Here is a 22,944-nt window from a genome sequence, read left to right on the forward strand (position 1 = left end):
GAGCGGGCGTGCAGGTGCAGCTTCTTGGAGATCACGCCGCCGAGCTGGGCGCCCCAGCCATCGCCGAGGTTCTCCTGACCCGAGCCGCCATACTTGCCGTCGCCGATGATCGGGTGGCCGATCTCGGCCATGTGGGCGCGCAGCTGGTGGGTGCGGCCGGTGATCGGCTCGAGCGCCACCCACGAGGCCCGGCCCGCGACGCGGTAGAGCGTGGCATAGAGCGTGTGGGCGCGTTTGGCGCCGGGGGTGCGGTCCATCTCGCGCGGGTGCACGCAGATCATCTTTTCGCCCTCGCCGGACTTGCCATGGCCGGGGGCCTTGACGAGCCCGTAGCGGATCTCGCCCAGGTAGGGCGTCGGAACGCCGGCGACCACGGCCCAGTAGATCTTGCGGGTCTGCTTGTGGCGGATCGCGGCGGTGAGCGCCTGCGCGATCTCGCGGGTGCGGGCCAGAAGCAGCACGCCGGAGGTGTCCTTGTCGAGCCGGTGCACCAGGCGCGGCTTCTCGTCATAGTCGAAGCGCAGCGCCTCGGAGAGCCCGTCGACATGGCGCTCCTGCTTGCTGCCGCCCTGCACCGGCAGGCCCGGGGGCTTGTTGAGCGCGATGATGTAATCGTCGCGGTAGATCACCGCGTCGCGGATCAGCTTGGCATCGGCCTCGCTGACCTTGGGCTCGCGCGGCTTGGCCGCGGCGGCCGCCGCCTCGTCGGGTTCGGGCAGGGGCGGGACGCGCACCTGCTGGCCGACCTCGAGGCGGGTCGCGGCCTTGCAGCGGCCGCCATCGACGCGCAGCTCGCCCTTGCGGCACATCTTCTCGATGCGGCCCTGCTGGAGATGCGGAAAATGGCGCTTGAGCCAGCGGTCAAGGCGCTGGTCGCCGTCGCCGGGGCCCACGGTGATGGTCTGCACGCGGCTCATGCGAAGATACTCCGGGTCAGGAAGAGGCCGGCGAAGAGCGCGGCAATGGAGAGCACCAGCGACGCGGCGACATAGATGGCGGCAAGGACGACCTCGCCGCGCTCGTAGAGCGTCACCACGTCGAGCGAGAAGCTCGAGAAGGTGGTGAAGCCGCCGAGAAAGCCGATGGTGAGAAAGGGAGCGAAGCGGGTGGCGGAGATATTCGCCAGCACCACGACGAACACGCCCATCAGGAACGAGCCGACGACATTGACCGTCAGCGTACCCCACGGGTAGCCGCGCCCCAGCAGCGCGGTCATGCCGACGCCGGTGAGATAGCGCCCGCTGGCACCCAGTGCGCCGCCCGCGGCGACCTGTAGAAGCGTGTAAAACATGGGCGCGATGTGTCCTGCGGCGGCCCGCTTGTCAAGGTCGGGCCGTTCGGGGGCGCTGCCCCCGTCCGCGCGGGGCGCGGACTCCCCCGAGGTATTTTCGAACCAGAGAAGGGTGGGGCCGCGCGCGGGGTCAGCGCAGCGCGAGGCCCGCGGCGTCGAAGAGATGGGTCTGTCCGGGCTCGAAGATCAGGCCGCAGGGCTGGCCCGGCTTGAGGCCTGTGTCGCCATGGGTGCGCACGGTGAGCTTTCCGGCGGCGCCGCAATCGGCGATCACGTAGGTGTCGGCGCCGAGATATTCCATCACGTCCACGGTGCCGTCGATCTGGCCGCTTCCGGGCGCGCCGAGGGTGATGTGCTCGGGGCGGATGCCGAAATGCTCGGCCTCGGAGGGCAGGGGGGCGTCGAGGGTCAGTCCGGCGGTGGCGGCGGGGAAGACGTTCATCTTGGGCGAGCCGATGAACTGCGCCACGAAGAGGTTGCCCGGGCGCTCGTAGAGTTCGCGTGGGGAGCCGACCTGGCTGACGCGGCCGGCTTCCAGCACCACGATGCGGTCGGCCAGGGTCATCGCCTCGACCTGGTCGTGGGTGACGTAGATCATCGTCGCATCCAGCGTCTGGTGCAGCTTGGCGATCTCGTAGCGCATCTCGACGCGCAGCGCGGCATCGAGGTTCGACAGCGGCTCATCGAACAGGAAGGCGGTGGGATCGCGCACGATCGAGCGGCCGATGGCCACGCGTTGGCGCTGGCCGCCCGAGAGGTCCTTGGGCCGGCGGTCGAGCAGCGGCTCGAGTTTCAGCACGCGGGCCGCCTCGTCGACCTTGGCGTCCATCTCGGATTTCGCAACCCCCGCGGCCTTGAGCGAGAAGCCCATGTTCTCGCGCACCGACATGTGGGGATAGAGCGCGTAGCTCTGGAACACCATCGCGAGGCCGCGCCGCGCGGGGGGCTCGGCGGTGGCGTCGCGGCCGCCGATCAGGATCTGCCCGCGCGAGGTCTCTTCCAGCCCGGCGATCATCCGCAGCAGGGTGGACTTGCCGCAGCCGGAAGGCCCGACGAAGATCACGAACTCGCCCTCCTCGATGGCGAGATCCACGCCCTTGATGACCTGCGCCTCGCCGTACCATTTCTCGACGGCCTTGAGTTCGATGCTTGCCATGTCTGTCGTCCTTACCTTCCGGCCCAGGCCAGCCACACCGCGGCGGTCCAGGTGAAATTGTCGCCGCCGCAGGGGGCGGCATCCAGCGGGTCGAAATATTCGCGGAAGCCCGCGCGCTCGATCAGCGCGGCGGTCTCCTCGCGCAGCCGCGCCTCGTCCCAGTCGCGCCCGGCGCTTAGCAGTCCGAGCGCGATCAGCGCGTTCATCTGCGGCCAGACCGGCCCGCGCCAGTAGCGCTTGCGCTCGAAGCTCGGCGCCTCCGGGTCCGACGAGGGCAGGCCGTAGGTCACCGCGTCCCACATGCGGGCGAGATGCGCCTCCATCCCCGGCGTCTCGCAGCGCGCCAGCCAGCACAGCAGGGCGCCCGAGCCGATCACCCCGGCCCATGCGCCGCTGCGCAGGTCCTTGGCGTCATAGCTCTGCAGCTCCGGGTTCCAGAGCGTCTGAACGCCCTGGCGGAGCTGCGCCGCCCAGCCCTCGATCTCGCGCACATCCTCTCCCAGCGCCCGGCCGAGGGCGGCGAGATCGTCATGGGCGCGGATCAGGATGAAGGTGATGCCGGGATCGGTCATCAGGAAGGGGCAGTGCGCGACGATGGTCTGCTGGTCCCAGCCGCACTCCTTGCCGAAGCGCACCAGCGCGAGGTAGCGGTCGTATTCGAGCTTGGTCGGGCGCTGCGCGCCGTCGACCTCCGCCTCGTCGCGCCGCGCATAGTCGCCGGCGCCGGAGCCGTCGACATTGGCGAGGCCCACGTCCCAGTCGGGGCAGTTGTCGCGCCCCGATTCCCACGGGTGGCACACCGCCACCGCGCCGCTGGCGCAGCGGGTCTGCATCCACCAGCGGTGCCAGGCGACGAGCTTGGGGTAGAGCGCCCGCAGCCGCGCGGTGCCCGCCTCCGGCTCGGCCTCCCAGACCGCGCGCATGAGCGTGGCCGCGACGGGTGGCTGGCTGATCCCCGAGGTCGGCACCTCGCCGCCCGCCCCCCAGACATCGGGGCCGGGGAAATAGCCGGGGGCTTCGTCATGGAACACCATGTGCGGCACCATGCCATCCGCCCATTGCGCGGCGAAAAGCGTCTCGAACTCGCGCCAGGCGCGGTCGCTGTCGAAGGTGGAGAAACCCCAGGCGGCAAAGGCGCTGTCCCAGTTCCACTGGAACGGGTAGAGCATGTCGGTGGGCACGGTGTAGGCGCCCCGGTCGTTGCCGCGCAGGATGGCGCGGGCCTGATCGTCGCGCATCGTCATCCCTTCACCGACCCGGCGGTGAGCCCCTTGGTCATGAAGCGCTCGAGCCCGAGAAACAGCACCATGATCGGCACCGTGGCGATCACCGAGCCCGCCATCAGGTGCTGGCGCGGCACCTCGGAGGAGTTCAGCGAGGCGATGCCGCGGGTCAGGGTGTATTTCGACGGATCGTCGAGCAGCATGAAGGCCAGCAAGAACTCGTTCCACGCGATCATGAAGACGTAGAGCGAGACGCTCGCCAGCGCCGGCAGCGACAGCGGCAGGGTGATCTGCCAGATCACCTTGAGCCGGCTCAGCCCGTCCATCAGCCCGGCCTCCTCGATCTCCGCCGGCAGGCCGCGGAAATAGCCCTGCAGCATGTAGAGCGCCACGGGAATGGTGGTCACCGGGTAGATCATCACGATGCCGAAGATGGTGTTGCGCAGCCCGGTCATGGAAAACGCGATGTAGATCGGCAGCGCCAGAACGATCATCGGCACCATGTAGATCAGCAGGATCGAGCGCGAGAACAGCGCCTGTCCCTTGAAGCGCAGCCGCGCCACCGCGTAGGCGCCGGGAATGGCGAAGGCCAGCGTGATCAGCACGGTCAGCACCGAGACGTAGAAGCTGGTCCAGAGGTAGCGGCCAAAACTATACTGCGTCATCAGCTCGGAATAGCTGCGGAAGAGCTCGGCGCCGCGGCTCAGGTCGATGGTGAAGTCGAGCGGGTTGGCCATCAGCTCGGACTGGTTCTTCAGGCTGGTCATCACCATGACGTAGAACGGGATCAGCACGATCGCGGTGAAGAAGATGTAGCCAAAGCCGGTGAGGAAGCGGATCACCGCCTCTTCGAACTCGTGCCGGGTGATCTCGCCCGGGCGCAGCTCCTCGAGGATCAGCCAGAGCCCGAGCCCGGTGAAGCCCACCGTCGCGACACGCCCGGTCCAGGCGGCCAGCGGCGCGCTGCCCGCGCCGATCTCGAGCGGCCCGATGCCCGCCAGCGCGCTCAGCGCCAGCAGAGCGAGCGCCACCGCCAGCGCCACCTCCAGCCGCTGCCGCCCGCCGAAGCGCAGGCAGGCCAGCCCCAGCGCGATACCGGCGATCAGCCCGCCCCAGAGCGTCGGACGGAAGGCGTCGCCGGTGAACAGGCTCATCGCCACCGCCACGGTGGTGGCCACCACCAGCGACCACAGCGCGCCCAAAATGGGCCCGGTCAGATATCCATGCCGCAGGAGTTTCATGCCGCCCCCCTGATCTTCTCTGGTTCAAAAATACCTCGGGGTGAATGCCGCCCCCCGGGCGGCAGAGGGGCAGCGCCCCTCAACTCCCTCGCCGTCTGCGCCGCGCTCACAGCCCTTCCTCCCGGCTCATCACCCGGAAGAAGAACACCGAGAACAGCAGCAGGCAGCAGAAGATCACCACTGCCACCGCCGCCCCCGCGCCGATATTCGACAGCGCAAAGGCCTGCTCGTAGACGTTCACCGTCAGCACCCGCGTGCCGGCGTTGCCCCCCGTCAGCAGGAAGATGTCGTCGAACTTGTTGAAGGTCCAGATGAAGCGCAGCAGGAACAGCACCGACAGGATGCCCAAAAGCTGCGGAAGCGACAGGTACCAGAATTTCTGGAACGGCGAGGCACCGTCCATGTCGGCGGCCTCGTACATGTCGTGATCGATCGACTGCATCCGCGCCAGGATGAACAGGAAGCTGAGCGGGAAATAGCGCCAGATCTCGAACAGCGTCACCATGATCAGCGCCAGCGGCCGCTCACCGAAGAAATTGATCGCCTGCGTGGTCACGCCCATCTGCAAAAGCAGCGCGTTGGCCGAGCCGGAGAACGGATCGAAGAGCAGGATCCAGGCGAAGGCCACCGCGATCACCGGGGCGACATAGGGAAAGAGGTACAGGCCCCGCAGGATGCCCTGTCCCTTGAAGGACTTGTTGAGCAGCATGGCGGCAAACAGCCCCATCACCAGCGCGCCCAGCGTGCCGAAGATGGTGTAGAACAGCGTCACCCCCAACACCGACCAGAACTCGTCGCCGTCGAAGACGCGGACGAAGTTCTCGGCGGTGAACTCGAAGCTGGTCAGCACGTTGGTGGCGCTGCCGCTCATCTCGGGCGCGCTGTCGGTGGCCGAGGGGCCCGCGAGATAGGTCTCGGTGGCGGTCACCGGGATCTGCAGGGTGACGCGCTGGCCACCCTCCCAATCGCCGAAATCGCACTCCAGCCGGCCGTCCGCGATGGCGCAAGCCGGGTCGAGCTCGCCGGCCTCGAGCCCCTCGGGCCAGGCATCGCTCAGCGTCACCCCGAGGATCGGCTGATCCTGCGAGGAGTTGCGCAGCCGGTAGCGCAGCGTGGCCTCGTCACCCGGCGCCTCGAGATCGCCGCGGATATCCTCGCGCACGATCGGTGTCGGCGGGCGCAGGTCGGCCAGCGTCACGGGCTTGAAGCTGATCCAGAACACCGCCAGCAGCGGCAGGATCACCACCAGCGACACCGCCGCCAGCGTCGGGAACAGCAGGCCCCAGGCCAGCCGCGCCTCGCGCTTCGCCAGCGGGCCGGTGCCAATGGGAGGGGTGGCGTCGGTCATCTCGCCCTCGTTCTTCGCAAATGGTGCCCTCTCCGGCGGCGCGCCGGGGAGGGCGGGGGCGCCTTACTGGATGGCGCTGAGCTCGCTGTTGAGCTTTTCGACCGCCGCGCTGGCGTCGATCTGGCCGTCGATATACTCGCGCACCACACGGTTGAGCGCCTGGCTGCCGATCATCTTCGAGGCCAGCGCAAGCTGGCCGTCCTCGACGCCCCAGCGCTGCGCGACATCAAGCCCCGCGACGATCTCGTCGATCATCTCCTGCGGGTAGAGATCGCTCAGAGCCGCCTTGCGGTCGACGCCCACCGGCAGCTCGGACCAGGCATCGACGAAGGCCTCGGGATCGTCGGCGGTGCCGCGGCGGATCGGGAACTTGCCCTCGGGCGCGATGGCCAGCGTGTCGACATAGCCTTCGTCCATCGAGTATTTCACGAACTCGATGGCGGCGTCGGTCTGCGCGTCGCCGGTGATGCCGAACATGTTGATCGAGGCCCAGGCGGCGCCATCGGGGTTCGACGGGCCGGAGAAGTTGGTCACGATGCCGGTTTTCGAGGCCAGCTCGGTCGAGGTCGGGTCATCATTGATGGTGGGCGGGGCGCTGTCGCGCAGTCCGGCCAGCTCGTCGAGGATGAAGGGAGACCAGATGATCATCGCGGCGTTGCCCGAGAAGTAGAGCGTGCGCGACTGGTCCCAGTAGAGATCGCCCGGAGGCGAGGCGTCGGCGATCTTCTTGTAGAACTCCAGCACCTCGGTGGTGGCGGCCTCATCGAGCGGCGCGAAGCCGTCCGCGCCCACCGGCGAGACGCCATTGGCGAGGAAGACATGCTCGAGCACCTGGCTCATGAACGATTCGTCCACCTTGGTGGCGGCGACGAAGCCATACATCTCGGGCGGGTTGTGCAGCGCCTCGAGCGCGGTCTCGACCGCGGCGTAGGAGGTCGGCGGCTCGAGCCCGGCCTCCTCGAAGAGGTCGGCGCGGTAGACGATCATCTGGGTCCAGCCATCGGCGGGCACCGAGGCCCAGCTGCCCTCGTCGAAGCGCGCCATCTCGAGCGCGCCCGAGGCAAAGGTCTCGGGGCCAAGCTCTTCGATCACGTCGGTGACCGCGTCGGGATCGAGAATGCCCGCTTCGGCCCAGGGCAGGGCCAGCGCCAGCGGGTGATAGATGACGTCGGGCAGGTCGCCTGCGGCATAGGCGGCGGTGGCGCGGGTGCCGAGCTCGCTCTCGGTCACCGGGATCACCTCGACGGTGTGGCCCGAGGCCTCGCCGAATTCCTGCGCCATGGTCTCCTGCCGCGCGAGGCGCTCTGGCTGCTCCTCGGTGGTCCAGAAGCGGATGGTCTCCGCCCCGGCGGCGCCGGCGCTCAGCGCCAGGGCCATCGCGACGCTGCCGAGCAGCGGTTTGCGCATGGATGTCATGGGGTCCTCCTGTGAAAGGGCAAGATAATCGGTAAAGCAACGGGCGCGCCGCCCGGGGCCGGGCGGCGGCGGAAATTCAAATCACGGATGGGTTGGCCAAATAGCGCCGCGCGGGTCTGCGCGGGCGTCATCTCGCCTCTGTTTCTGTTTGCCGATGGTCGCATGCAAACAACTCTCCCGTGCGGGAGAATTGGCCTTCAAAGCGATTTGGGCAAGGGAAAAATCCGCCGCGCCGCAGCAAGTTAGCGATAAACCGTCAGATCGAGACCTTCGCCAACAGTGCCTCGCGGTCAATCTCGCCCGCTCTACCGGAGAGTGCCACTTCGCCTCGGGTCACCGCGACGAAGCTGTCGGCCAGCCCCCACATGAAGTCGAAGTACTGCTCCACGAGGATGATCGCCATGTCGCCCTGGTCGCGCAGCTGCGAGATCACCCGGCCGATCTGCTGGATGATGTTGGGCTGGATGCCTTCGGTCGGCTCGTCGAGCAGCAGCACCCGCGGCCGCGAAATCAGCGCCCGCGCGATGGCGAGCTGCTGCTGCTGCCCGCCCGACAGGTCGCCGCCGCGGCGATGCAGGAAGTCCTTGAGGATCGGGAACAGCTCGAAAATGTGCTCGGGCACCTTGTGCTCGGAGCGCGGCAGGCAGGCGAAGCCGGTCTCGAGGTTCTCCTGCACGGTCAGCAGCGGGAACACCTCGCGCCCCTGCGGCACGTAGGCGATGCCGGCGCGGCCGGCCTGAAAGGCGGTCAGGTGGTTGAGCGGCTTGCCGTCGAGCGTGATCGTGCCGCCCGAATAGGGGTGGCGCCCGGCGATGGCCTTCAGAAGCGAGGTCTTGCCCACGCCATTGGTGCCGGTCACCGCGGTGACCTTGCCGGGCTCGGCACTGAGCGAGATGCCGTGCAGGATCTGGCTCTGGCCGTAATGCAGGGTGAGGTTCTCGACGCTCAGCATGTTCTGTCTCCTGCCCGTCCGGGTCCGGGGCGCTCCGCGATGGTCTCACGCGAGGATTGCGGAGCGCTGCGAGTGGATCTGGCGGGCGCCACGTTCAGCGCCCGAGATAGACTTCGATGACCTCGGGGTTCGAGGTCACGTGATCGAGCGAGCCCTCGGCCAGCACCGAGCCCTCGCAGAGCACCGTCACGCGGCAATCGAGCCGGCGGATGAACTCCATGTCGTGCTCGACGACGACCACCGCGTGCTTCTCGGCGGCGCGCTTGAGAAGGTCGGTGGTGTGCTCGCGCTCGGCCGGCGTCATGCCGGCGGCGGGCTCGTCGACCAGCAGCAGGCGCGGATCCTGCGCCAAGAGCATGCCGATCTCGAGCCATTGCTTCTGGCCGTGGCTCAGCTCACCGGCGACGCGGGGCAGGGCGTCGGTCAGGCCGATGATCTCGGCCAGCTCCTCGATGCGCTCGGCGCCGCGCCTGGTCTTGCGGTAGAGCAGCACGTCGAACGGCCCGCGCTTGTTCTTCAGCGCCATGGCAAGGTTCTCGCGCACGGTCTGGGCCTCGAAGACGGTCGGTTTCTGGAACTTCCGCCCGACGCCGGCCATGGCGATCTGGCTTTCCGACATTTTCAGCAGCGAGATCGATTTCTCGCCATAGACCACGGTGCCCTCGTCGGGCCGGGTCTTGCCGGTGATGATGTCCATGAAGGTGGTCTTGCCGGCGCCGTTGGGGCCGATGATGGCGCGCAGCTCGGGCTCGCCGATGCGGAAGCTCAGGTTGTTGATCGCCTTGAACCCGTCGAAGCTCACCGACACGCCGGACATCTCGAGAAGCGTCTTCATTTCTCTTCCTCCCCCTCGACGGTGCGGCGCGCGCCCTTGTCGGGGCCGAAATCGCCGACCCGCTCGGGCACCGGGTGGCGCGTGGTGACGAGATCGAACAGCCCGCCGATGCCCTTGGGCGCCAGCAGCGTGACCGCGACGAAGCTCACGCCCAGCAGCACCAGCCACCAGTCGGTCCACTGGATGGTATAGAAGCCAAGCGGCACCGAGGGCACACCGCCGGAGGTGAACCAGCTCGACAGCAGCGACACGAAGGCCGCGCCGAGCGCCGCGCCGTAGAGCCGGCCGCGCCCGCCGATGGCGACCCAGACCGCGAGGTAGATCGAGGCGATGGGGGCGATCTCGTTGGGGTTGATGATGCCGGCCTGCGGGTAGTAGAGCGCGCCGGCGATGCCAGCGACGATGCCGGTCAGGGTGAAGACGAAGAGCTTGTAGCCCTCGACATGGTATCCGAGGAAGCGCACCCGGCTCTCGTTGTCGCGGATGCCGCGGATCACCGAGCCGAACTTGCCCGAGGTGACCCAGGCAAAGAGCACGTAGCCCAGACCCAGCGCTACGGCCGAGGCCCAGAAGAAGGCGATCGACAGCGTCGCCTGCGGCACGTCGTCGAGCCCGGGCAGGTTCTGCAGGCCGGAAAGGCCGTTATTGCCGCGCAGACCGCTTTCGTTCTGGAACAGGTAGAGCGACAGCGCCAGCGTCATCGCCTGGGTCAGGATCGAGAGATACACCCCGGTGACCCGGCTGCGGAAGGCGAGCCAGCCGAAGACCAGCGCCAGCAGCCCCGGCACCAGCACCACCATGGCGATCTGCAGCCAGAAGCTGTGGGCAAAGATCCAGATGGCGGGGAATTCCGAGCTGCCGACGACGCCGAAGATCTGCGTGCCGATGGCGTCGTGGATCTCCTGCGGGGTCGGCGGGATGGCGGCGGCGAGCAGGCTCTCGGTGACGATGATCTCGGTGCGGGCATACATCAGCCACATGCCGATCATGTAGCCGCCGAGCCCGAAGAACGCCATGTGGCCGAGACTGAGAATGCCGGTGTAGCCCCAGACCACGTCCATCGCCACGGCCACCAGCATCAGGCAAAGCGTCTTGCCCAGCGTCTTGACGAAGCTCGTCGAGATCATGCCGTTGCCGGCGGCCTCCGAGAGCACGGTGACGATCAGGGCGAAGATCCCCAGCGCCAGCAGGAACCAGAACACCGAGCGGTTCTGCGTCAGGAAGGTTCGGGTCATGCGAGGGCCCTTTCGCTGGTCAGGGAGGGGGCGCTGCCCCCTTCGCGCGCCGGGGCGCGCTTACCCCCGGGATATTTTCGGCCAGAAGAAGACAAGAGCGCGGCCTGCAGCTTCTTCTGGCTGCAAATATCCCCGCCGGAGGCAGGCCGGACTCTGCGGCCGGGCGCGGTTTTCGGGGCTGGTGCGGGCATGATCAATCTCCCGCCGCGCGGCCCTTGAGGGCGACGATGCCCTTGGGGCGGAACTGGATGAACAGGATGATGAAGAGGATCATGTAGGTCTGCGCCGCCAGCGTGTTGGACGGGTTGAAGAACTCGATGCCCTTCTGGAGGATGCCGATCAGCCCGGCGCCGGCGAGCGTGCCCCAGACATTGCCGACGCCGCCCACGACCACGGTCATGAAGCTCTGCACGATGTAGTCGGCGCCCATCTCGGAGGTGACCTTGGCATAGAGCCCGATGGCGACCCCGGCGATGCCGGCGATGCCGGAGCCGAGGCCGAAGGTCAGCATGTTGATCTTGTCGGGGTTGATGCCCATCGAAGCGGCCATGCCCGGGTTCTGCGTCACCGCGCGGACCTCGAGCCCGAGCCTTGTCTTGTTCAGCACGAAGAGGATCAGCCCGAGGAAGATCAGCGCCAGCACGAAGATCGCGATGCGGATATTGGCGATCGAGACCACGTCGTTGATCACCCAGGCGCCGTCGAGCCAGGAGGGCGAGGTCAGGGGCCGCGCCTGCGTGCCGAAGATGTTCTTCGCCAGCTGCTGCAGCGCGATGGAGATACCGAAAGTGGCAAGCAGGGTCTCGAGAGGGCGGTGGTAGAGCCAGCGGATCACCAGCCGCTCCATCGCCACGCCGGCCCCGAAGGTCACCGCGAAGGCCAGCGGCAGCGCCACGATCAGGCTCAGGGTGTAATCGGGGATGATCTGCTGCACCACGTAGCCGGTATAGGCGCCCATCATGATGAACTCGCCATGGGCCATGTTGATCACGCCCATCACCCCGAAGGTGATGGCCAGACCGATGGCGGCGAGGAAGTAGATCGAGGCCAGCGACAGCGCGTCGAGCCCGAGATCCAGCGCCTGGTTCAGCGCCACGCGGGTCTCGATCTCGTCGAGTGCTTCGCGGGCGGCATCGGTGATCGCGGCGTCGCTCTCGGTATATTCTTCGTAGAACACGTGCGAGGCGAGGGCGGTCTCGATGTCGTCCTCGGTGACCAGCGGCGGCACGGTGCCGGCCTCGGCGAGCGCCGCGTAGGCGCGGTCGCGCCCGGTCTCGGTGGCGAGCTGGCCGATGGGGATGCCGCCGACGCTGCCGCCGTCGATATTCTCGGTCAGCGCGGCCTTGATCTGGGCCGGCGTCTGGGCGGCGGGGGCGAGCCCGGCCTCGACCAGCTGGGCATAGGCCTCGGCCTCGGTCAGCTCGTCGCCGGGGGTGAGGGTGCGGGCGATATTGGCGCCCTCGGGCAGCTCGGCGGCGACCCCGGGCCGGGTGGTCAGGATCTGGTTCAGCACCGCGCGCACATCGACGGCGATGGCATCGGAGAGCGCCGCGATGGCGGCAATGCGCGCCTCTTGCGTGTCGCCGTAGCGCGCCGCGAGCATGCCCACGAGGCGCTCCTTGCGGGCCAGCAGCCCGGCATCGGTCTCGCCCTCGATCGAGTTGCGCAGCGGCTCGAGCTGGTCGGCCTCGGGGCTGCGCGAGATCGCGTCGAGCGCGGCGGTGCGGCGGGCGATGTCGGGATCGGAGAGCTGGAACTGCACCAGCGCGGTACCGATCACCCGGCGCACGCCGCCATTGGGGCGGATCTCGGTCATCTCGGAAGCCGGCGCGGTGCCGGCGTCTTCACCGGTGGCGATGTCGGAGAGCGCATACGCGTCGCCCTGCTTCTCGGCGTAATAGAACAGCCCGTCGCTGCTGCGCTGATAGACGCTGCGGTCGGCCCAACGTTCGAGGAACAGCGGCACGCCGGGCAGGCCGGAGGCGGTGAGGTCGTCGATCACCGTGCCGACGCTGCGGCGGCCGGGCTTGGCGACCTCCTCGGCGTGGGTCTGGAGGATCGCCTGCAGATCCTGTCCGGCATCCTGCGCGACGGCCCGGGAGGCGGGCAGGCACAGGCCGAGGATCAGCGCGAGGGCGAGGAAGAGCGCGCGCAGCATGGGCAGCCTTTGCGAAAGGTCTTGGGAATTCGGAGAAATTCGGGCGGCGGGCGCCGAGTAAGGGCGCCCGCCGCGATCTTGATCAGAGCGTCAGATCAGTAGTTCGACTTGAGCTGGACGCAGGTCGAGGTCTCGGTGTTGTACATGCCGCACTCGAGCTCCTTCCAGTCCGACTTCAGCGGAGCGGATTCCGGCAGGTAGTCGGTCCATGCATCGCCCGGGACCGGCTCGGTCGAGGAGATGATGTCGAACATGCCGTCGGCACGGATCTCGCCGATCAGCACCGGCTTGGAGAGGTGGTGGTTCACGCCCATCACGGCGGTGCCGCCGGTCAGGTTCGGGAACTCCTGGCCCCACATCGCTTCGCGCACGGCGTCGACATCGGTGGTGCCGGCGGCTTCGACCGCGTTCACCCACATGTTGAAGCCGATGTAGTGGGCTTCCATCGGGTCGTTGGTCACGCGGGCCTCGTCGCCGATGAACTCGTGCCATGCGGCGATGAACTCGTCATTGGCTTCCGACTCGGCGGTCATGAAGTAGTTCCACGCGGCGAGGTGGCCGACGAGGTTCGACGTGTCGAGGCCCGAGAGCTCTTCCTCGCCGACCGAGAAGGCCACGACGGGGATGTCGTCGGCAGAGATGCCCTGCGCCGCGAGCTCCTTGTAGAAGCCAATGTTGGCGTCGCCGTTGATCGTCGAGATCACGCCGACCTGCTTGCCGTCCTCGCCCAGTGCGACAACGTCGGAGACGATGGTCGACCAGTCGGAGTGACCGAAGGGGGTGTAATTGACGAAGATGTCTTCCTCGGCGATGCCCTTCGACTTGAGGTAGGACTCGAGGATGTTGTTCGTGGTGCGCGGGTAGACGTAGTCGGTGCCGAGCAGGGCGAACTTCTCGACGCCAAGCTCGTCGAGGAAATAGTCGGTGGCCGGGATCGCCTGCTGGTTCGGGGCGGCGCCGGTGTAGAACACGTTCTTCGAGCTTTCCTCACCCTCGTACTGGACGGGGTAGAAGTAGAGCGCGTTCAGCTCTTCGAGAACCGGCAGCACGGCCTTGCGGCTGGCCGAGGTCCAGGAGCCGAAGGTCACGTCGACCTCGTCGTTCGAGATCAGCTCGCGGGCCTTTTCGGCGAAGAGCGGCCAGTCGGAGGCCGGATCCTTGACCACGGCTTCGAGCTGGCAGCCGAGCAGGCCGCCATCGGCGTTCTGCTTTTCGATCAGCATCAGCATGGTGTCTTTCAGAGTGGTCTCCGAGATCGCCATGGTGCCGGACAGGGAGTGCAGAACGCCCACCTTGATGGGGCATTCCACATCCTGGGCGTTGGCGGCACCGGCGGCGATCAGAGCCGCGGCGGCCACACCCGAGAGTTTCAATGTCTTGATCATAAAGGTCACTTCCCTTGTGCGCGGCGCGATCCTCCCATACCCGCCCGACGCATCGCCGGGCGGAGCAGAAATTGACTGCTCGCCGCTTCGTTTTTGTTAGCCAGGGCGGGCTTCGGGCTTGGGCCTCTTGCCGCCGTGACATCCCCGTTGTTCGCGCTCCGATCGAAGCGCGCTAACTGCTTAGCCGCGGGTTTCCCGGTCGCCACGTCAATTTGCCCCAGCGTTTCCCGGCCGGGGGTGTCGGGCTAATTTGTGTGCGAAATTCCTTGCGTTTGCATAATTAATGTGCGGAAAATTGCGTCAAAATAGGGTCATCCATGCGTTTTGGTGGTTATCCTATGCAAAACGACGAATCCGCTTCCGCTCAAGATTTGGGCGTGAAAAGGCAAACTGGACAAAAAACTTTACCCGAGGCCTTTCACTTGATGCAGATTAGTTGGACGTTGAGGCGCAGAGCGAAGGGAAGACAATGAGCGCCAAGCAAGCCCCGATCTTCAATGAGATGATGAACGGCGCGGACGTCCGTGCCGCCTACCAGAACCTCGAGCAGTGGTATCGGTCGATGCCCGCCGAGCTTCGCAGCCTGAAACAATCGGAAGCCGAGGACCTGTTCCGCCGCGTCGGCATCACCTTCGCGGTTTACGGCGAGGGCGGCGACCCGGAGCGGCTGATCCCGTTCGACATGTTCCCGCGCGTGCTGACCGCCTCGGAATGGCGCAAGCTCGACCGCGGCATCCGCCAGCGTGCCGCCGCGCTCAACGCGTTTCTCTGCGATGTCTATGGCCGCCGCGAGATCATCCGCGCCGGCCGCATTCCCGAGCATCTGGTGACCAATAACGAGGCCTACGAGAAGGCGGCGATCGGCTTCATGCCGCCGGGCGGGGTGTTCAGCCACATCGTCGGCGTCGACCTCGTGCGCACCGGCCCCGATCAGTTCTACGTGCTCGAGGACAACTGCCGCACGCCCTCGGGCGTCAGCTACATGCTGCAGAACCGCGAGATCATGATGCGCATGTTCCCGCAGCTCTTCATGGAGAACCGCATCGCGCCGGTCGACGGCTATGCCGGGCTGCTGAAGAAGACGCTGGGCTCGGTGGCGCCGAAGAAATGCCAGAACGAGCCCAATATTGTGATCCTGACGCCGGGCCAGTTCAACTCGGCCTATTACGAGCATTCCTTCCTCGCCGACCTGATGGGTGTCGAGCTGGTCGAGGGGCAGGATCTTTTTGTCGAGGGCGATTTCGTCTGGATGAAGACCACCGAGGGCCCCAAGAAGGTCGACGTGATCTATCGCCGGATCGACGACAGCTTCCTCGACCCGCTGTGTTTCCGCCCTGACTCGATGCTGGGCGTGCCGGGGCTGATGAACGTCTACCGCTCGGGCGGGGTGACGATCTGCTCGGCGCCGGGTGCGGGCGTGGCCGACGACAAGGCGATCTACACCTACGTGCCCGAGATGGTGCGCTTCTACCTTGGCGAGGAGCCGGTGCTCGAGAACGTGCCGACCTGGCAATGCGCCAAGAAGGACGATTGCAAATACGTGCTCGAACACCTGCCGGAGCTGGTGGTGAAGGAGGTGCACGGCTCGGGCGGTTACGGTATGCTGGTGGGGCCCAAGGCGGACAAATCCACCATCGAGGCCTTCGAGGCCAAGATCCGCGCCAAGCCCGAGAACTACATCGCGCAGCCGACGTTGGCGCTCTCGGCCTGCCCGACCTTCGTGGAAGAGGGGATCGCGCCGCGCCACGTGGACCTGCGGCCCTACTGCCTCGTGGGGGAAAAGATCGAACTGGTGCCCGGGGGGCTGACCCGCGTGGCGCTGACCGAAGGGTCGCTGGTGGTGAACTCGTCGCAGGGCGGCGGGGTGAAAGACACCTGGGTCCTGGCGGAGTAAGAAGACCATGCTGAGCCGTACCGCAGATCACCTTTACTGGATGGCCCGCTACCTTGAGCGGGCGGAAACCACCGGCCGCCTGCTCGAGGTGGGCGCCCGCAACGCGCTGCTGCCCGATCCCTCGGGCGGCTATCGCAACGACTGGGAGGCCGTGCTTCAGGCCAAGGGCGCGCTCGAGCCCTTCCTCGACAAATATGGCGAGCCCAACCAGCGCAACATCGAGACCTACCTGTTCTTCGATTCCGACAATCCGTCCTCGGTGCTGTCCTGCATCAACGCCGCGCGCGAGAACGGCCGGGTGGTGCGCACCGCGCTGACCTCGCCGGTCTGGGATGCGCTGAACGGCGCCTATCAGGAGCTCAAGCAGCTGCAGCGCGTCGAGCGCAGCAAGCTGATGACGAGCGAGCTGACCGACTGGACCATGCGCAACTGCTTCCTCGTGAAGGGCTGCATGCAGGCCACGCAGCTGCGCAATGACGGCTACGATTTCATGGGCATCGGCACCGCCATCGAGCGCGCCGACAACACCGCCCGGCTGATCGACGTGAAATACTACGTGCTGCTGCCGTCGCTGTCCTATGTGGGATCGGGGCTCGACCAGAGCCAATGGGCGCTGCTCCTGCAATCGATGACCGCGCAGCGCGCCTTCAACTGGACCTATACCGGCGAGATCACTGCGCAGAAGATCGCCCACTTGCTGATCCTCAACCGCAAGTTCCCGCGCTCGCTGCTGTCCTGCGTGCAGTGGACCTGCGACCATCTCGACAACATTGCCGAGAATTACCAAACCGGTTCGCGCGCGCAGGAGGCGGCGCACCAGCTGCTCGACGACCTGCTCAACCTGACTGTCGACGATATCTTCGACGAGGGCCTGCACGAGTTCCTCGGGCGCTTCATGGCCCGCAACGCCGGGCTCGCGAACACGGTTCAGGACGTCTATCTTCACGGGATACCGGCATGAAACTGAGTGTCAGACACACGACCCGCTACAGGTTCGACCACCCGGTGCGCGGCGTGGTGCAGTCGCTGCGGCTTTGGCCGGCGGATTGCGCCTCGCAGAAGGTGCTGTCCTGGGAGGTGAAGACCGAAGGCGCGATGCGCGGCGCCGAGTTCACCGACGGGGCGGGCGACCGCACCGCGCTGGCGAGCTGGCGCGGCCCGCTCGAGAGCCTGACCGTCGAGGTGATCGGCGAGGTCGAGACCGTCGATCTGTTCGGGGTGCTGCGCGACCACCGCGAGAAGGGGCCGGCGTCGCTCTACCTGCGGTCCACGCGGCACGTGCGCCCCGATCAGGATCTCAAGGATCTTTCGGCCTCGGCCCTCGAGGGCATGGCAGGCGCCAGCGATCTCGACCGTGCCCATGCGCTTGCCAAGGCGGTGACCGAGGCGATCGAATATGCGCCGGGCGAGACCAAGGCCCACACCACCGCCGCCGAGGCGCTGTCGGGCGGCAAGGGGGTGTGTCAGGATCACGCCCATGCGCTGATCGCCGTGGCTCACGCAGCGGGCATCCCCGCGCGCTATGTCACCGGCTATCTGCAGGCCGACGAGGACGGCCAGCAGCACGAGGCCAGCCATGCCTGGGCCGAGCTCTTCGTGCCGGAGCTGGGCTGGGTCGGTTTTGACGCCGCCAACCGCTGCTGCCCGGACGAGCGCTACATTCGCTTGGGCTCGGGCTATGACGCGCAGGACGCGGCACCGATCCGCGGCGTGGTGCAGGGCAGCACGCCGGAAGAGCATCTCGAAGTCGAGGTGGTGGTGGCCAACGGCCAGCAACAGCAACAGTAACCACGCGGATGCGTCGCCATTGCCCGGACCCCGTATCGGCAGTATGACGCCATGCGGGGCACGGTGCCTCCAGGGGATTCGGTCATGACCTATTGCGTGGGATTGCTGCTCGACGCGGGCATTGTCCTGCTGTCGGACACGCGCACCAACGCGGGTCTCGACAACATCGCCACCTATCGCAAGATGTTCCTGTTCGAGCAGCCGGGCGAGCGCGCCATCGGCATCATGACCGCCGGCTCGCTGTCGATAACCCAGACCGCCATGGCGCGCCTCACCGACGCCAACGAAGAGCCCGACAACGACCGGTCGATCCTGCGCGCCCCGACGATGCTGCAGGTAGCCGAGATCGTCGGCGCAACGCTGTCGGACGTGACCTCGGAAGTCTCTGCCAAGATGGAGCGGATGAGCCAGAACGCCACCGCCTCCATGATCGTCGCCGGACAGCGCAAGGGCGGCCCGATGCGGATGTTCCTGATCTACCCCGAGGGCAATTTCATCGAGGCCACCGCCGACACGCCGTTCCTGCAGATCGGCGAACATAAGTACGGAAAGCCGATCCTCGATCGGGTGATCGAGCCCGGCACCTCGCTCGCGGATGCGGAAAAGGCGGTGCTTCTGTCGATGGATTCGACGCTGCGTTCGAATCTCAGCGTCGGCATGCCGCTCGATTTTGCGGTGATCGAGGCCAATGCGCTCGAGATCGGCCGTACCCGTCGCATCGAGGCTGATGACGAGGGCTTTGCCCGCATGAGCGCCGCCTGGTCCGAGGCGCTGCGCAACGCGTTTCAGGAAATCGATCCGCTCTAAGGGCGCCTTGGCGGCCACGCGGATCCTTTCCGGCTGGCGCGCCCTGTGGTCCGAAATCATTCCCGAACGCTCCCGGCTCGTGCCGCTGCGCCGGCGGGCGGCGCAGAGCAGGCCTGTGCGGAATTTTCCGCCTCGTGGATTGGCGCTGGCGGTTTGCGGGCAATCGCAGTTTGCGTTCCAAGCCAGAGTGGCCGGGTCCGTCGGGTCGCGCGCGGAAAGGGGCCGATGATACGACATCTCAGAACAGGGTGATCTCGCCGACCGCGGGCGCGGGCGGAGGGGCCGGGGGCGCGACCCGTTCCACCGCGCCCGGGACGATGAACTGCTTGACCCGCCCGTCCGCCGGCCAGAACCGGATGCGGCGGGCGGCGTTGCCGCCCGTGCTCTCGGAGGCGATGGGGATGCCCTCGTTCTGGAGAAACTCGCGCGCGAAGGCGACGTTGGAATCGCCGATGTCGCGCAGTTGGGTCAGCATCTTGGCGCCGCCGAACAGCTTGGCGACCATGCGATTCTTGCGCGCGCCGCGTTTCAGCAGCCCGTTGATGAGCAGTTCCATCGAATAGGCCCCGTAGCGCACGTCCTCTCCCGCGCGCCCGGCGCGGTGCGGCAGCAGAAAATGGTTCATGCCACCGATCCTCTGTGACGGGTCGGTCAGGCAGACCGCCGCGCAACTGCCAAGCACCGTCGACATGACGCAGTCGGGATCGCCCGAGATGTGGTACTCCCCCTGCACGACGTTCACCATTTTTTCGCCCGTGGTCATCGTGTCGCCATCCTCTGGTTTGTGTCTTCCGGTGCGGCGCGGCAGGCCTTCAGAAGTTCCGGCCCGATCCGGGGCAGGGGCAGGGACCGCATCGCCGCCCCGATTTCCATTGCAGCACGCGGCATGCCGTAGACGGTGCTGGTGGCTTCGTCCTGCGCGAAGGTGGTGGCGCCGGCGTCGCGCAGCGCCTTGAGCCCGGTCGCGCCATCGCGGCCCATGCCGGTCAGCAGTGCCGCAACCACGCGTTTCGCGCCGGGCACGGCGGAGGCGAACATCGCATCCACCGAGGGCATGTGGCCCGAGATCGGCGCGCCGGGCTGCAAGGTGATGCGCATCGGTTTGCCACCTGCCAGCCGCATATGCGCGCGGCTTCCGGCGGCGAGCACGATCTCGCCATGAGTGACCCGGTCATTGTCGCGGGCCGGACGCACCCGGGCCTGACATTGCCGGTCGAGCAGACGGGTCAGGCTCTCGCCAAAGCCCCCGCCGGTATGCTGGACGATGAAGGTCGGCGGGCAATCGGCCGGGAAGGCGGCGAGCACGGTGAGCAGTGCGTCGACCCCGCCGGTCGAGGCACCGATCAGGATGAACCGGTTGCTGCGCCTGCGGTCGCGGGCCTCCTCCGCCCTCGCAGGCGCGGGCGTCCTCGGCGCGGAGGTTGCCGCGGCACGGCGGGCGGTGCGGGTCACGCTGCGCAGGTGATCGATCAAGGGTTCGGCGGCGATGTCGGCGGGCACGGCAAAGAGGTCCGAGGTCCGGCCCCAGGGCGAGGCCGCGACGCGGCTGCCGGTATCGGGCGCGTCCGAGATCACGATCCAGCGCACGTCGAGCGCCGCGAATAGTGCCCGCATCACCTCGAACTCCGGCGCCCGCGCCAAGCTGCCGTCGATGATCACGGCCATCGGCTGTCGGTCTTCGACCTCGGCATAGGTCGTCATCAGGTCTGCGGTTTCCGCCAGCACGTTGATGAGCGGAGAGGCTTCGATGCGCTGCGCAATCCGCCTGCGGCGGGCGCGGTCTGGTATGGCGATGATGAGCGAGATGGGATCCATCTTGGGCCCTTTCGGATAAGGCGCGACGGGCGGCCGTCGGGCCCTGGTGGCGGCGCGTTCGGTCTGGCGGCGCGGCGGGTGTGGCCGCATTGGCTCCCTGCGCTCTCCCGCCGCGGCTGTGGTCGCGTCGCCGCGGCAGGCCCTGGCCGGGCGCTTCTAGAAGAGCTCGGGTGCGTTCGCGACAAGGTCATCCTGTGTTATGCCGCTGAGGCGCCGACCGAGCGCGCGCAGCGGAATGGCCGACAGTTCGCGCGTCAGGTCGATCTCGGCGCTGTCCTCCAGCCGGTGGGAGAGCTTTTCCGAGTAGGCGGCGAGCGCCTCTGTGGATTGCGCGAGCATATCGAGCTCTTGCAGGGCCGTGACGGCGACGGTGCCGAGACGCTCGCCATCCGAGGCATAAACATGCTCGATCCCATGTTCGAGCCTCTCGATCCGGTGGTGGAGGTGGCGGATCTCGTCCGAGAGCATGCGCATGGCCTCGCTCGGAGACAGCCGGATTGAACCTTGGGTCATCTCAAAGCTTTCCCACCACGCTTTCAATGCATTGCTTCATCGCAAGCGAGGTGAAGGGTTTCTTGATCATATTGTTGAGGCCCCATTTCTTCGCCGCCGCGACCATGTCGGGAGTGGGCTTTCCCGTGACCAGGATGAAGCCCATGCGCTGCGTCGCCTTGTTCTGACGCACCGCCTGCAGCAGGCCGAGCCCGTCCATATTCGGCATGTTGTAATCCGACAGCACGAGATGGACGGGATTGGCTGACAGGCGCGCGAGCGCCTGCTGGCCGTCGTTTTCGGTCAGGTAGTTCTTGATTCCGATCTCGTCGAGCGCCTGGGTGATCAGGCCGCGGCTCGTCGCCATGTCGTCGACCACCATGATGCGCAGGGAGTCCTTCAGGCTCATACTTGTCTCCTATGGGGCGGTGGCGGGCAGGGGGCGGTGGTCTTGCGATAGGTGGTGACCCCGGCGGTCTGCAGGTTGTCCAACGCCGGGCCCGAAACCCGTTCGGAATGCCCGATGAAGAGAAAGCCGCCATCGCGGAGGAGGGCGGTGAAGCGGGACCAGAGGCGGCGCTGCGTGTCCTGGTCGAAATAGATCGCGACATTGCGGCAGAAGATCGCGTCGAACGGGCCGTGAAAGGGCCATGGCTCAATCAGGTTCAATTCGGCGAACGAGATCATCCGCCTCAGTGGATCGGCGATTTCGAAGTTCGCGGGGTCTTCCGGGCAGGGGCGCGTTCCGGTGCCTTGCAAGGCTGAGGGGATCGTCGACAGATCCTCGATCGGATAGCGCGCCGATGTGGCGCGTCGGATCATCGCGGGATCGATGTCGGTGGCGAGAATCCGGGCGTTGCGAAGACTCGCGTCCGGCAGGGTGTCGAGCAGGGTCATCGCAATCGAAAAAGGCTCTTGCCCGGAGGAACACCCCGCCGACCAGATCCGGATTCTCGGCTGGGTGGCTAGTTGCGGCCCGAGACTCTCACGGAGGGTCTGGAAGTGATGTTTCTCACGAAAGAAGCTCGTCACGTTCGTCGTCAGCGCAGAAATCAACTCGAGCCGCTCGTCTGCCTCCGCAGGGGTCTGGAGCAGTGCCATGTAGCTGGCGAAATCGTCGATATTGCGGGCGCGAAGGCGACGTGCGATGCGTGAATACACCAATGGCTTCTTGCTCTCGGCCAGGGCGAGGCCGAATTCCGCATGGGCGAGCCGGGCAAGAGACCTGAAATCTTCGTCAGTAAAGCGGACGTCGCCAGACCCGCTCTCCGTTGCCGCAGAGATCATACGGCGCCCCCGTTATTATCGAGCACCGCGTCGAGATTGACGACTCTGACCATGTTCTCCCCGACAGAGATCACCCCGAGGATTGCCTGGCGGGCGGCTTCGGATTTGATATCGGGTGTTTCCTGTATGGCGGATTTCGCCACCGAGAGGATTTCCGACACCGACTCGACCAGCAGTCCGATGGTGGTGCCACCGCCGGCGGCGACGATGACGACGTTGCGCTCGTTGTCGATGGTTTCGCCCAGACCGAACCGGGCCGAGAGGTCAAAAATCGGAATCACCGCGCCGCGCAGGTTCATGACGCCGAGCACATCTTCGGGGGTGTGCGGCAGCTTGGTGACCGGGGTCCAGCGGCGGATTTCGCGGATCTGGGTGATCTCGAGGCAGAAGCTCTGATCCCCGGCGGAAAAGGTGATGAATTCGAACTGGGCCTCGGTGGGGGCCTCGGTGACGTCAAGCATGGCGCAGCTCCGGTCTGGGGGATGAGGCAGGCGGCAGGAAGACGGCCGCCGGGGTGAGTTTCACGAGTTCGTCCGGATCGAGGATCAGCGCGATCTTGCCATCGCCGAGGATCGTCGCGGCCGAGACGCCGGCGATGGCGCCGTAATTGCTTTCGAGGCT

Annotated in this window: 23 protein-coding genes; 4 read left to right on the plus strand and 19 right to left on the minus strand. The window is 66.7% G+C overall.

Annotation, left to right across the window (positions count from 1 at the left end):
• The 12 genes from AC6RA4_RS06135 to urtA form a co-directional block, all read right to left on the minus strand.
• Positions 1-917 (minus strand): RluA family pseudouridine synthase (locus AC6RA4_RS06135; protein ID WP_500158431.1); only part of this gene is annotated, 917 nt, incomplete at its 3' end.
• Complete coding sequence (gene crcB / locus AC6RA4_RS06140; protein WP_500158433.1) at positions 914-1,291, minus strand: fluoride efflux transporter CrcB; 378 nt, start codon at positions 1,289-1,291, stop codon at positions 914-916. The genes crcB and AC6RA4_RS06135, both read right to left, overlap by 4 nt.
• Positions 1,292-1,421: 130 nt before the next feature.
• The gene (locus AC6RA4_RS06145; protein ID WP_500158435.1) at positions 1,422-2,447 is read right to left on the minus strand and encodes an ABC transporter ATP-binding protein; all 1,026 of its coding nucleotides are present in this window, start codon (positions 2,445-2,447) and stop codon (positions 1,422-1,424) included.
• A gap of 11 nt (positions 2,448-2,458) precedes the next feature.
• A complete protein-coding gene (locus AC6RA4_RS06150; protein WP_500158437.1) occupies positions 2,459-3,685 on the minus strand; it encodes an MGH1-like glycoside hydrolase domain-containing protein in 1,227 nt (408 codons plus the stop codon).
• Between the two features lie 2 nt (positions 3,686-3,687).
• Positions 3,688-4,911 carry a carbohydrate ABC transporter permease gene (locus tag AC6RA4_RS06155; RefSeq protein ID WP_500158439.1) on the minus strand — a complete coding sequence of 408 codons (1,224 nt, stop codon included), beginning with the start codon at positions 4,909-4,911 and terminating at the stop codon, positions 3,688-3,690.
• Positions 4,912-5,017: 106 nt separating this feature from the next.
• A complete protein-coding gene (locus tag AC6RA4_RS06160) occupies positions 5,018-6,259 on the minus strand; it encodes a carbohydrate ABC transporter permease (RefSeq protein ID WP_500158441.1) in 1,242 nt (413 codons plus the stop codon).
• A 63-nt stretch (positions 6,260-6,322) separates the two neighbouring features.
• Positions 6,323-7,675 (minus strand): ABC transporter substrate-binding protein, encoded by a 1,353-nt coding sequence (locus AC6RA4_RS06165; protein WP_500158443.1) that lies wholly within the window; start codon positions 7,673-7,675, stop codon positions 6,323-6,325.
• A 256-nt stretch (positions 7,676-7,931) separates the two neighbouring features.
• Positions 7,932-8,627 (minus strand): urea ABC transporter ATP-binding subunit UrtE, encoded by a 696-nt coding sequence (urtE, locus tag AC6RA4_RS06170; RefSeq protein WP_500158445.1) that lies wholly within the window; start codon positions 8,625-8,627, stop codon positions 7,932-7,934.
• A gap of 94 nt (positions 8,628-8,721) precedes the next feature.
• The gene (gene urtD, locus AC6RA4_RS06175) at positions 8,722-9,462 is read right to left on the minus strand and encodes an urea ABC transporter ATP-binding protein UrtD (protein WP_500158447.1); all 741 of its coding nucleotides are present in this window, start codon (positions 9,460-9,462) and stop codon (positions 8,722-8,724) included.
• Complete coding sequence (gene urtC / locus AC6RA4_RS06180; RefSeq protein ID WP_500158449.1) at positions 9,459-10,697, minus strand: urea ABC transporter permease subunit UrtC; 1,239 nt, start codon at positions 10,695-10,697, stop codon at positions 9,459-9,461. Before urtC ends, urtD begins: the two co-directional genes overlap by 4 nt.
• A 193-nt stretch (positions 10,698-10,890) precedes the next feature.
• Positions 10,891-12,855 carry an urea ABC transporter permease subunit UrtB gene (gene urtB, locus AC6RA4_RS06185; RefSeq protein ID WP_500158451.1) on the minus strand — a complete coding sequence of 655 codons (1,965 nt, stop codon included), beginning with the start codon at positions 12,853-12,855 and terminating at the stop codon, positions 10,891-10,893.
• 95 nt (positions 12,856-12,950) lie between these two features.
• A complete protein-coding gene (urtA, locus tag AC6RA4_RS06190) occupies positions 12,951-14,240 on the minus strand; it encodes an urea ABC transporter substrate-binding protein (protein ID WP_500158453.1) in 1,290 nt (429 codons plus the stop codon).
• 469 nt (positions 14,241-14,709) lie between these two features.
• Between urtA and AC6RA4_RS06195 the strand changes: the two genes are divergently transcribed.
• The 4 genes from AC6RA4_RS06195 to AC6RA4_RS06210 all read left to right on the plus strand — a co-directional run bounded on the left by AC6RA4_RS06195 (position 14,710) and on the right by AC6RA4_RS06210 (position 18,729).
• A complete protein-coding gene (locus AC6RA4_RS06195) occupies positions 14,710-16,134 on the plus strand; it encodes a circularly permuted type 2 ATP-grasp protein (RefSeq protein WP_500158455.1) in 1,425 nt (474 codons plus the stop codon).
• A 7-nt stretch (positions 16,135-16,141) separates the two neighbouring features.
• Positions 16,142-17,095, plus strand: a complete 954-nt coding sequence (locus AC6RA4_RS06200) for an alpha-E domain-containing protein (RefSeq protein ID WP_500158457.1) — start codon at positions 16,142-16,144, stop codon at positions 17,093-17,095.
• Positions 17,092-17,922, plus strand: a complete 831-nt coding sequence (locus AC6RA4_RS06205; protein ID WP_500158459.1) for a transglutaminase family protein — start codon at positions 17,092-17,094, stop codon at positions 17,920-17,922. The genes AC6RA4_RS06200 and AC6RA4_RS06205 overlap by 4 nt, the downstream gene beginning before the upstream one ends.
• A gap of 84 nt (positions 17,923-18,006) precedes the next feature.
• The gene (locus AC6RA4_RS06210; RefSeq protein WP_500158461.1) at positions 18,007-18,729 is read left to right on the plus strand and encodes a proteasome-type protease; all 723 of its coding nucleotides are present in this window, start codon (positions 18,007-18,009) and stop codon (positions 18,727-18,729) included.
• A gap of 238 nt (positions 18,730-18,967) precedes the next feature.
• Here AC6RA4_RS06210 and AC6RA4_RS06215 read toward each other — a convergent pair whose 3' ends face one another.
• The 7 genes from AC6RA4_RS06215 to AC6RA4_RS06245 form a co-directional block, all read right to left on the minus strand.
• Positions 18,968-19,492, minus strand: coding sequence for a chemotaxis protein CheD (locus AC6RA4_RS06215; RefSeq protein WP_500158463.1), 525 nt, complete (start codon positions 19,490-19,492; stop codon positions 18,968-18,970).
• Entirely contained in the window at positions 19,489-20,544 is a 1,056-nt protein-coding gene (locus AC6RA4_RS06220) for a CheB methylesterase domain-containing protein (protein WP_500158465.1), read from the minus strand. The genes AC6RA4_RS06215 and AC6RA4_RS06220 overlap by 4 nt, the downstream gene beginning before the upstream one ends.
• A 156-nt stretch (positions 20,545-20,700) precedes the next feature.
• Positions 20,701-21,057: a DUF8776 family protein gene (locus tag AC6RA4_RS06225; RefSeq protein WP_500158467.1), complete on the minus strand. Its 357-nt coding sequence runs from the start codon at positions 21,055-21,057 to the stop codon at positions 20,701-20,703.
• Between the two features lies 1 nt (position 21,058).
• Positions 21,059-21,445 carry a response regulator gene (locus tag AC6RA4_RS06230; protein WP_500158469.1) on the minus strand — a complete coding sequence of 129 codons (387 nt, stop codon included), beginning with the start codon at positions 21,443-21,445 and terminating at the stop codon, positions 21,059-21,061.
• Entirely contained in the window at positions 21,442-22,323 is an 882-nt protein-coding gene (locus tag AC6RA4_RS06235; protein ID WP_500158471.1) for a CheR family methyltransferase, read from the minus strand. Before AC6RA4_RS06235 ends, AC6RA4_RS06230 begins: the two co-directional genes overlap by 4 nt.
• Positions 22,320-22,784 carry a chemotaxis protein CheW gene (locus tag AC6RA4_RS06240; protein WP_500158473.1) on the minus strand — a complete coding sequence of 155 codons (465 nt, stop codon included), beginning with the start codon at positions 22,782-22,784 and terminating at the stop codon, positions 22,320-22,322. Before AC6RA4_RS06240 ends, AC6RA4_RS06235 begins: the two co-directional genes overlap by 4 nt.
• The coding region (locus tag AC6RA4_RS06245; RefSeq protein WP_500158483.1) for a hypothetical protein at positions 22,777-22,944 on the minus strand (168 nt) is incomplete at its 5' end. The genes AC6RA4_RS06245 and AC6RA4_RS06240, both read right to left, overlap by 8 nt.

It is taken from the genome of Salipiger sp., from assembly GCF_059781815.1.

Coding starts and splice junctions, on each gene's coding strand:
- crcB (WP_500158433.1), bottom strand. CDS start 1,291: ATGTTTTACACGCTTCTACAGGTCGCCGCGGGCGGCGCACTGGGTGCC.
- AC6RA4_RS06145 (WP_500158435.1), bottom strand. CDS start 2,447: ATGGCAAGCATCGAACTCAAGGCCGTCGAGAAATGGTACGGCGAGGCG.
- AC6RA4_RS06150 (WP_500158437.1), bottom strand. CDS start 3,685: ATGCGCGACGATCAGGCCCGCGCCATCCTGCGCGGCAACGACCGGGGC.
- AC6RA4_RS06155 (WP_500158439.1), bottom strand. CDS start 4,911: ATGAAACTCCTGCGGCATGGATATCTGACCGGGCCCATTTTGGGCGCG.
- AC6RA4_RS06160 (WP_500158441.1), bottom strand. CDS start 6,259: ATGACCGACGCCACCCCTCCCATTGGCACCGGCCCGCTGGCGAAGCGC.
- AC6RA4_RS06165 (WP_500158443.1), bottom strand. CDS start 7,675: ATGACATCCATGCGCAAACCGCTGCTCGGCAGCGTCGCGATGGCCCTG.
- urtE (WP_500158445.1), bottom strand. CDS start 8,627: ATGCTGAGCGTCGAGAACCTCACCCTGCATTACGGCCAGAGCCAGATC.
- urtD (WP_500158447.1), bottom strand. CDS start 9,462: ATGAAGACGCTTCTCGAGATGTCCGGCGTGTCGGTGAGCTTCGACGGG.
- urtC (WP_500158449.1), bottom strand. CDS start 10,697: ATGACCCGAACCTTCCTGACGCAGAACCGCTCGGTGTTCTGGTTCCTG.
- urtB (WP_500158451.1), bottom strand. CDS start 12,855: ATGCTGCGCGCGCTCTTCCTCGCCCTCGCGCTGATCCTCGGCCTGTGC.
- urtA (WP_500158453.1), bottom strand. CDS start 14,240: ATGATCAAGACATTGAAACTCTCGGGTGTGGCCGCCGCGGCTCTGATC.
- AC6RA4_RS06195 (WP_500158455.1), top strand. CDS start 14,710: ATGAGCGCCAAGCAAGCCCCGATCTTCAATGAGATGATGAACGGCGCG.
- AC6RA4_RS06200 (WP_500158457.1), top strand. CDS start 16,142: ATGCTGAGCCGTACCGCAGATCACCTTTACTGGATGGCCCGCTACCTT.
- AC6RA4_RS06205 (WP_500158459.1), top strand. CDS start 17,092: ATGAAACTGAGTGTCAGACACACGACCCGCTACAGGTTCGACCACCCG.
- AC6RA4_RS06210 (WP_500158461.1), top strand. CDS start 18,007: ATGACCTATTGCGTGGGATTGCTGCTCGACGCGGGCATTGTCCTGCTG.
- AC6RA4_RS06215 (WP_500158463.1), bottom strand. CDS start 19,492: ATGACCACGGGCGAAAAAATGGTGAACGTCGTGCAGGGGGAGTACCAC.
- AC6RA4_RS06220 (WP_500158465.1), bottom strand. CDS start 20,544: ATGGATCCCATCTCGCTCATCATCGCCATACCAGACCGCGCCCGCCGC.
- AC6RA4_RS06225 (WP_500158467.1), bottom strand. CDS start 21,057: ATGACCCAAGGTTCAATCCGGCTGTCTCCGAGCGAGGCCATGCGCATG.
- AC6RA4_RS06230 (WP_500158469.1), bottom strand. CDS start 21,445: ATGAGCCTGAAGGACTCCCTGCGCATCATGGTGGTCGACGACATGGCG.
- AC6RA4_RS06235 (WP_500158471.1), bottom strand. CDS start 22,323: ATGATCTCTGCGGCAACGGAGAGCGGGTCTGGCGACGTCCGCTTTACT.
- AC6RA4_RS06240 (WP_500158473.1), bottom strand. CDS start 22,784: ATGCTTGACGTCACCGAGGCCCCCACCGAGGCCCAGTTCGAATTCATC.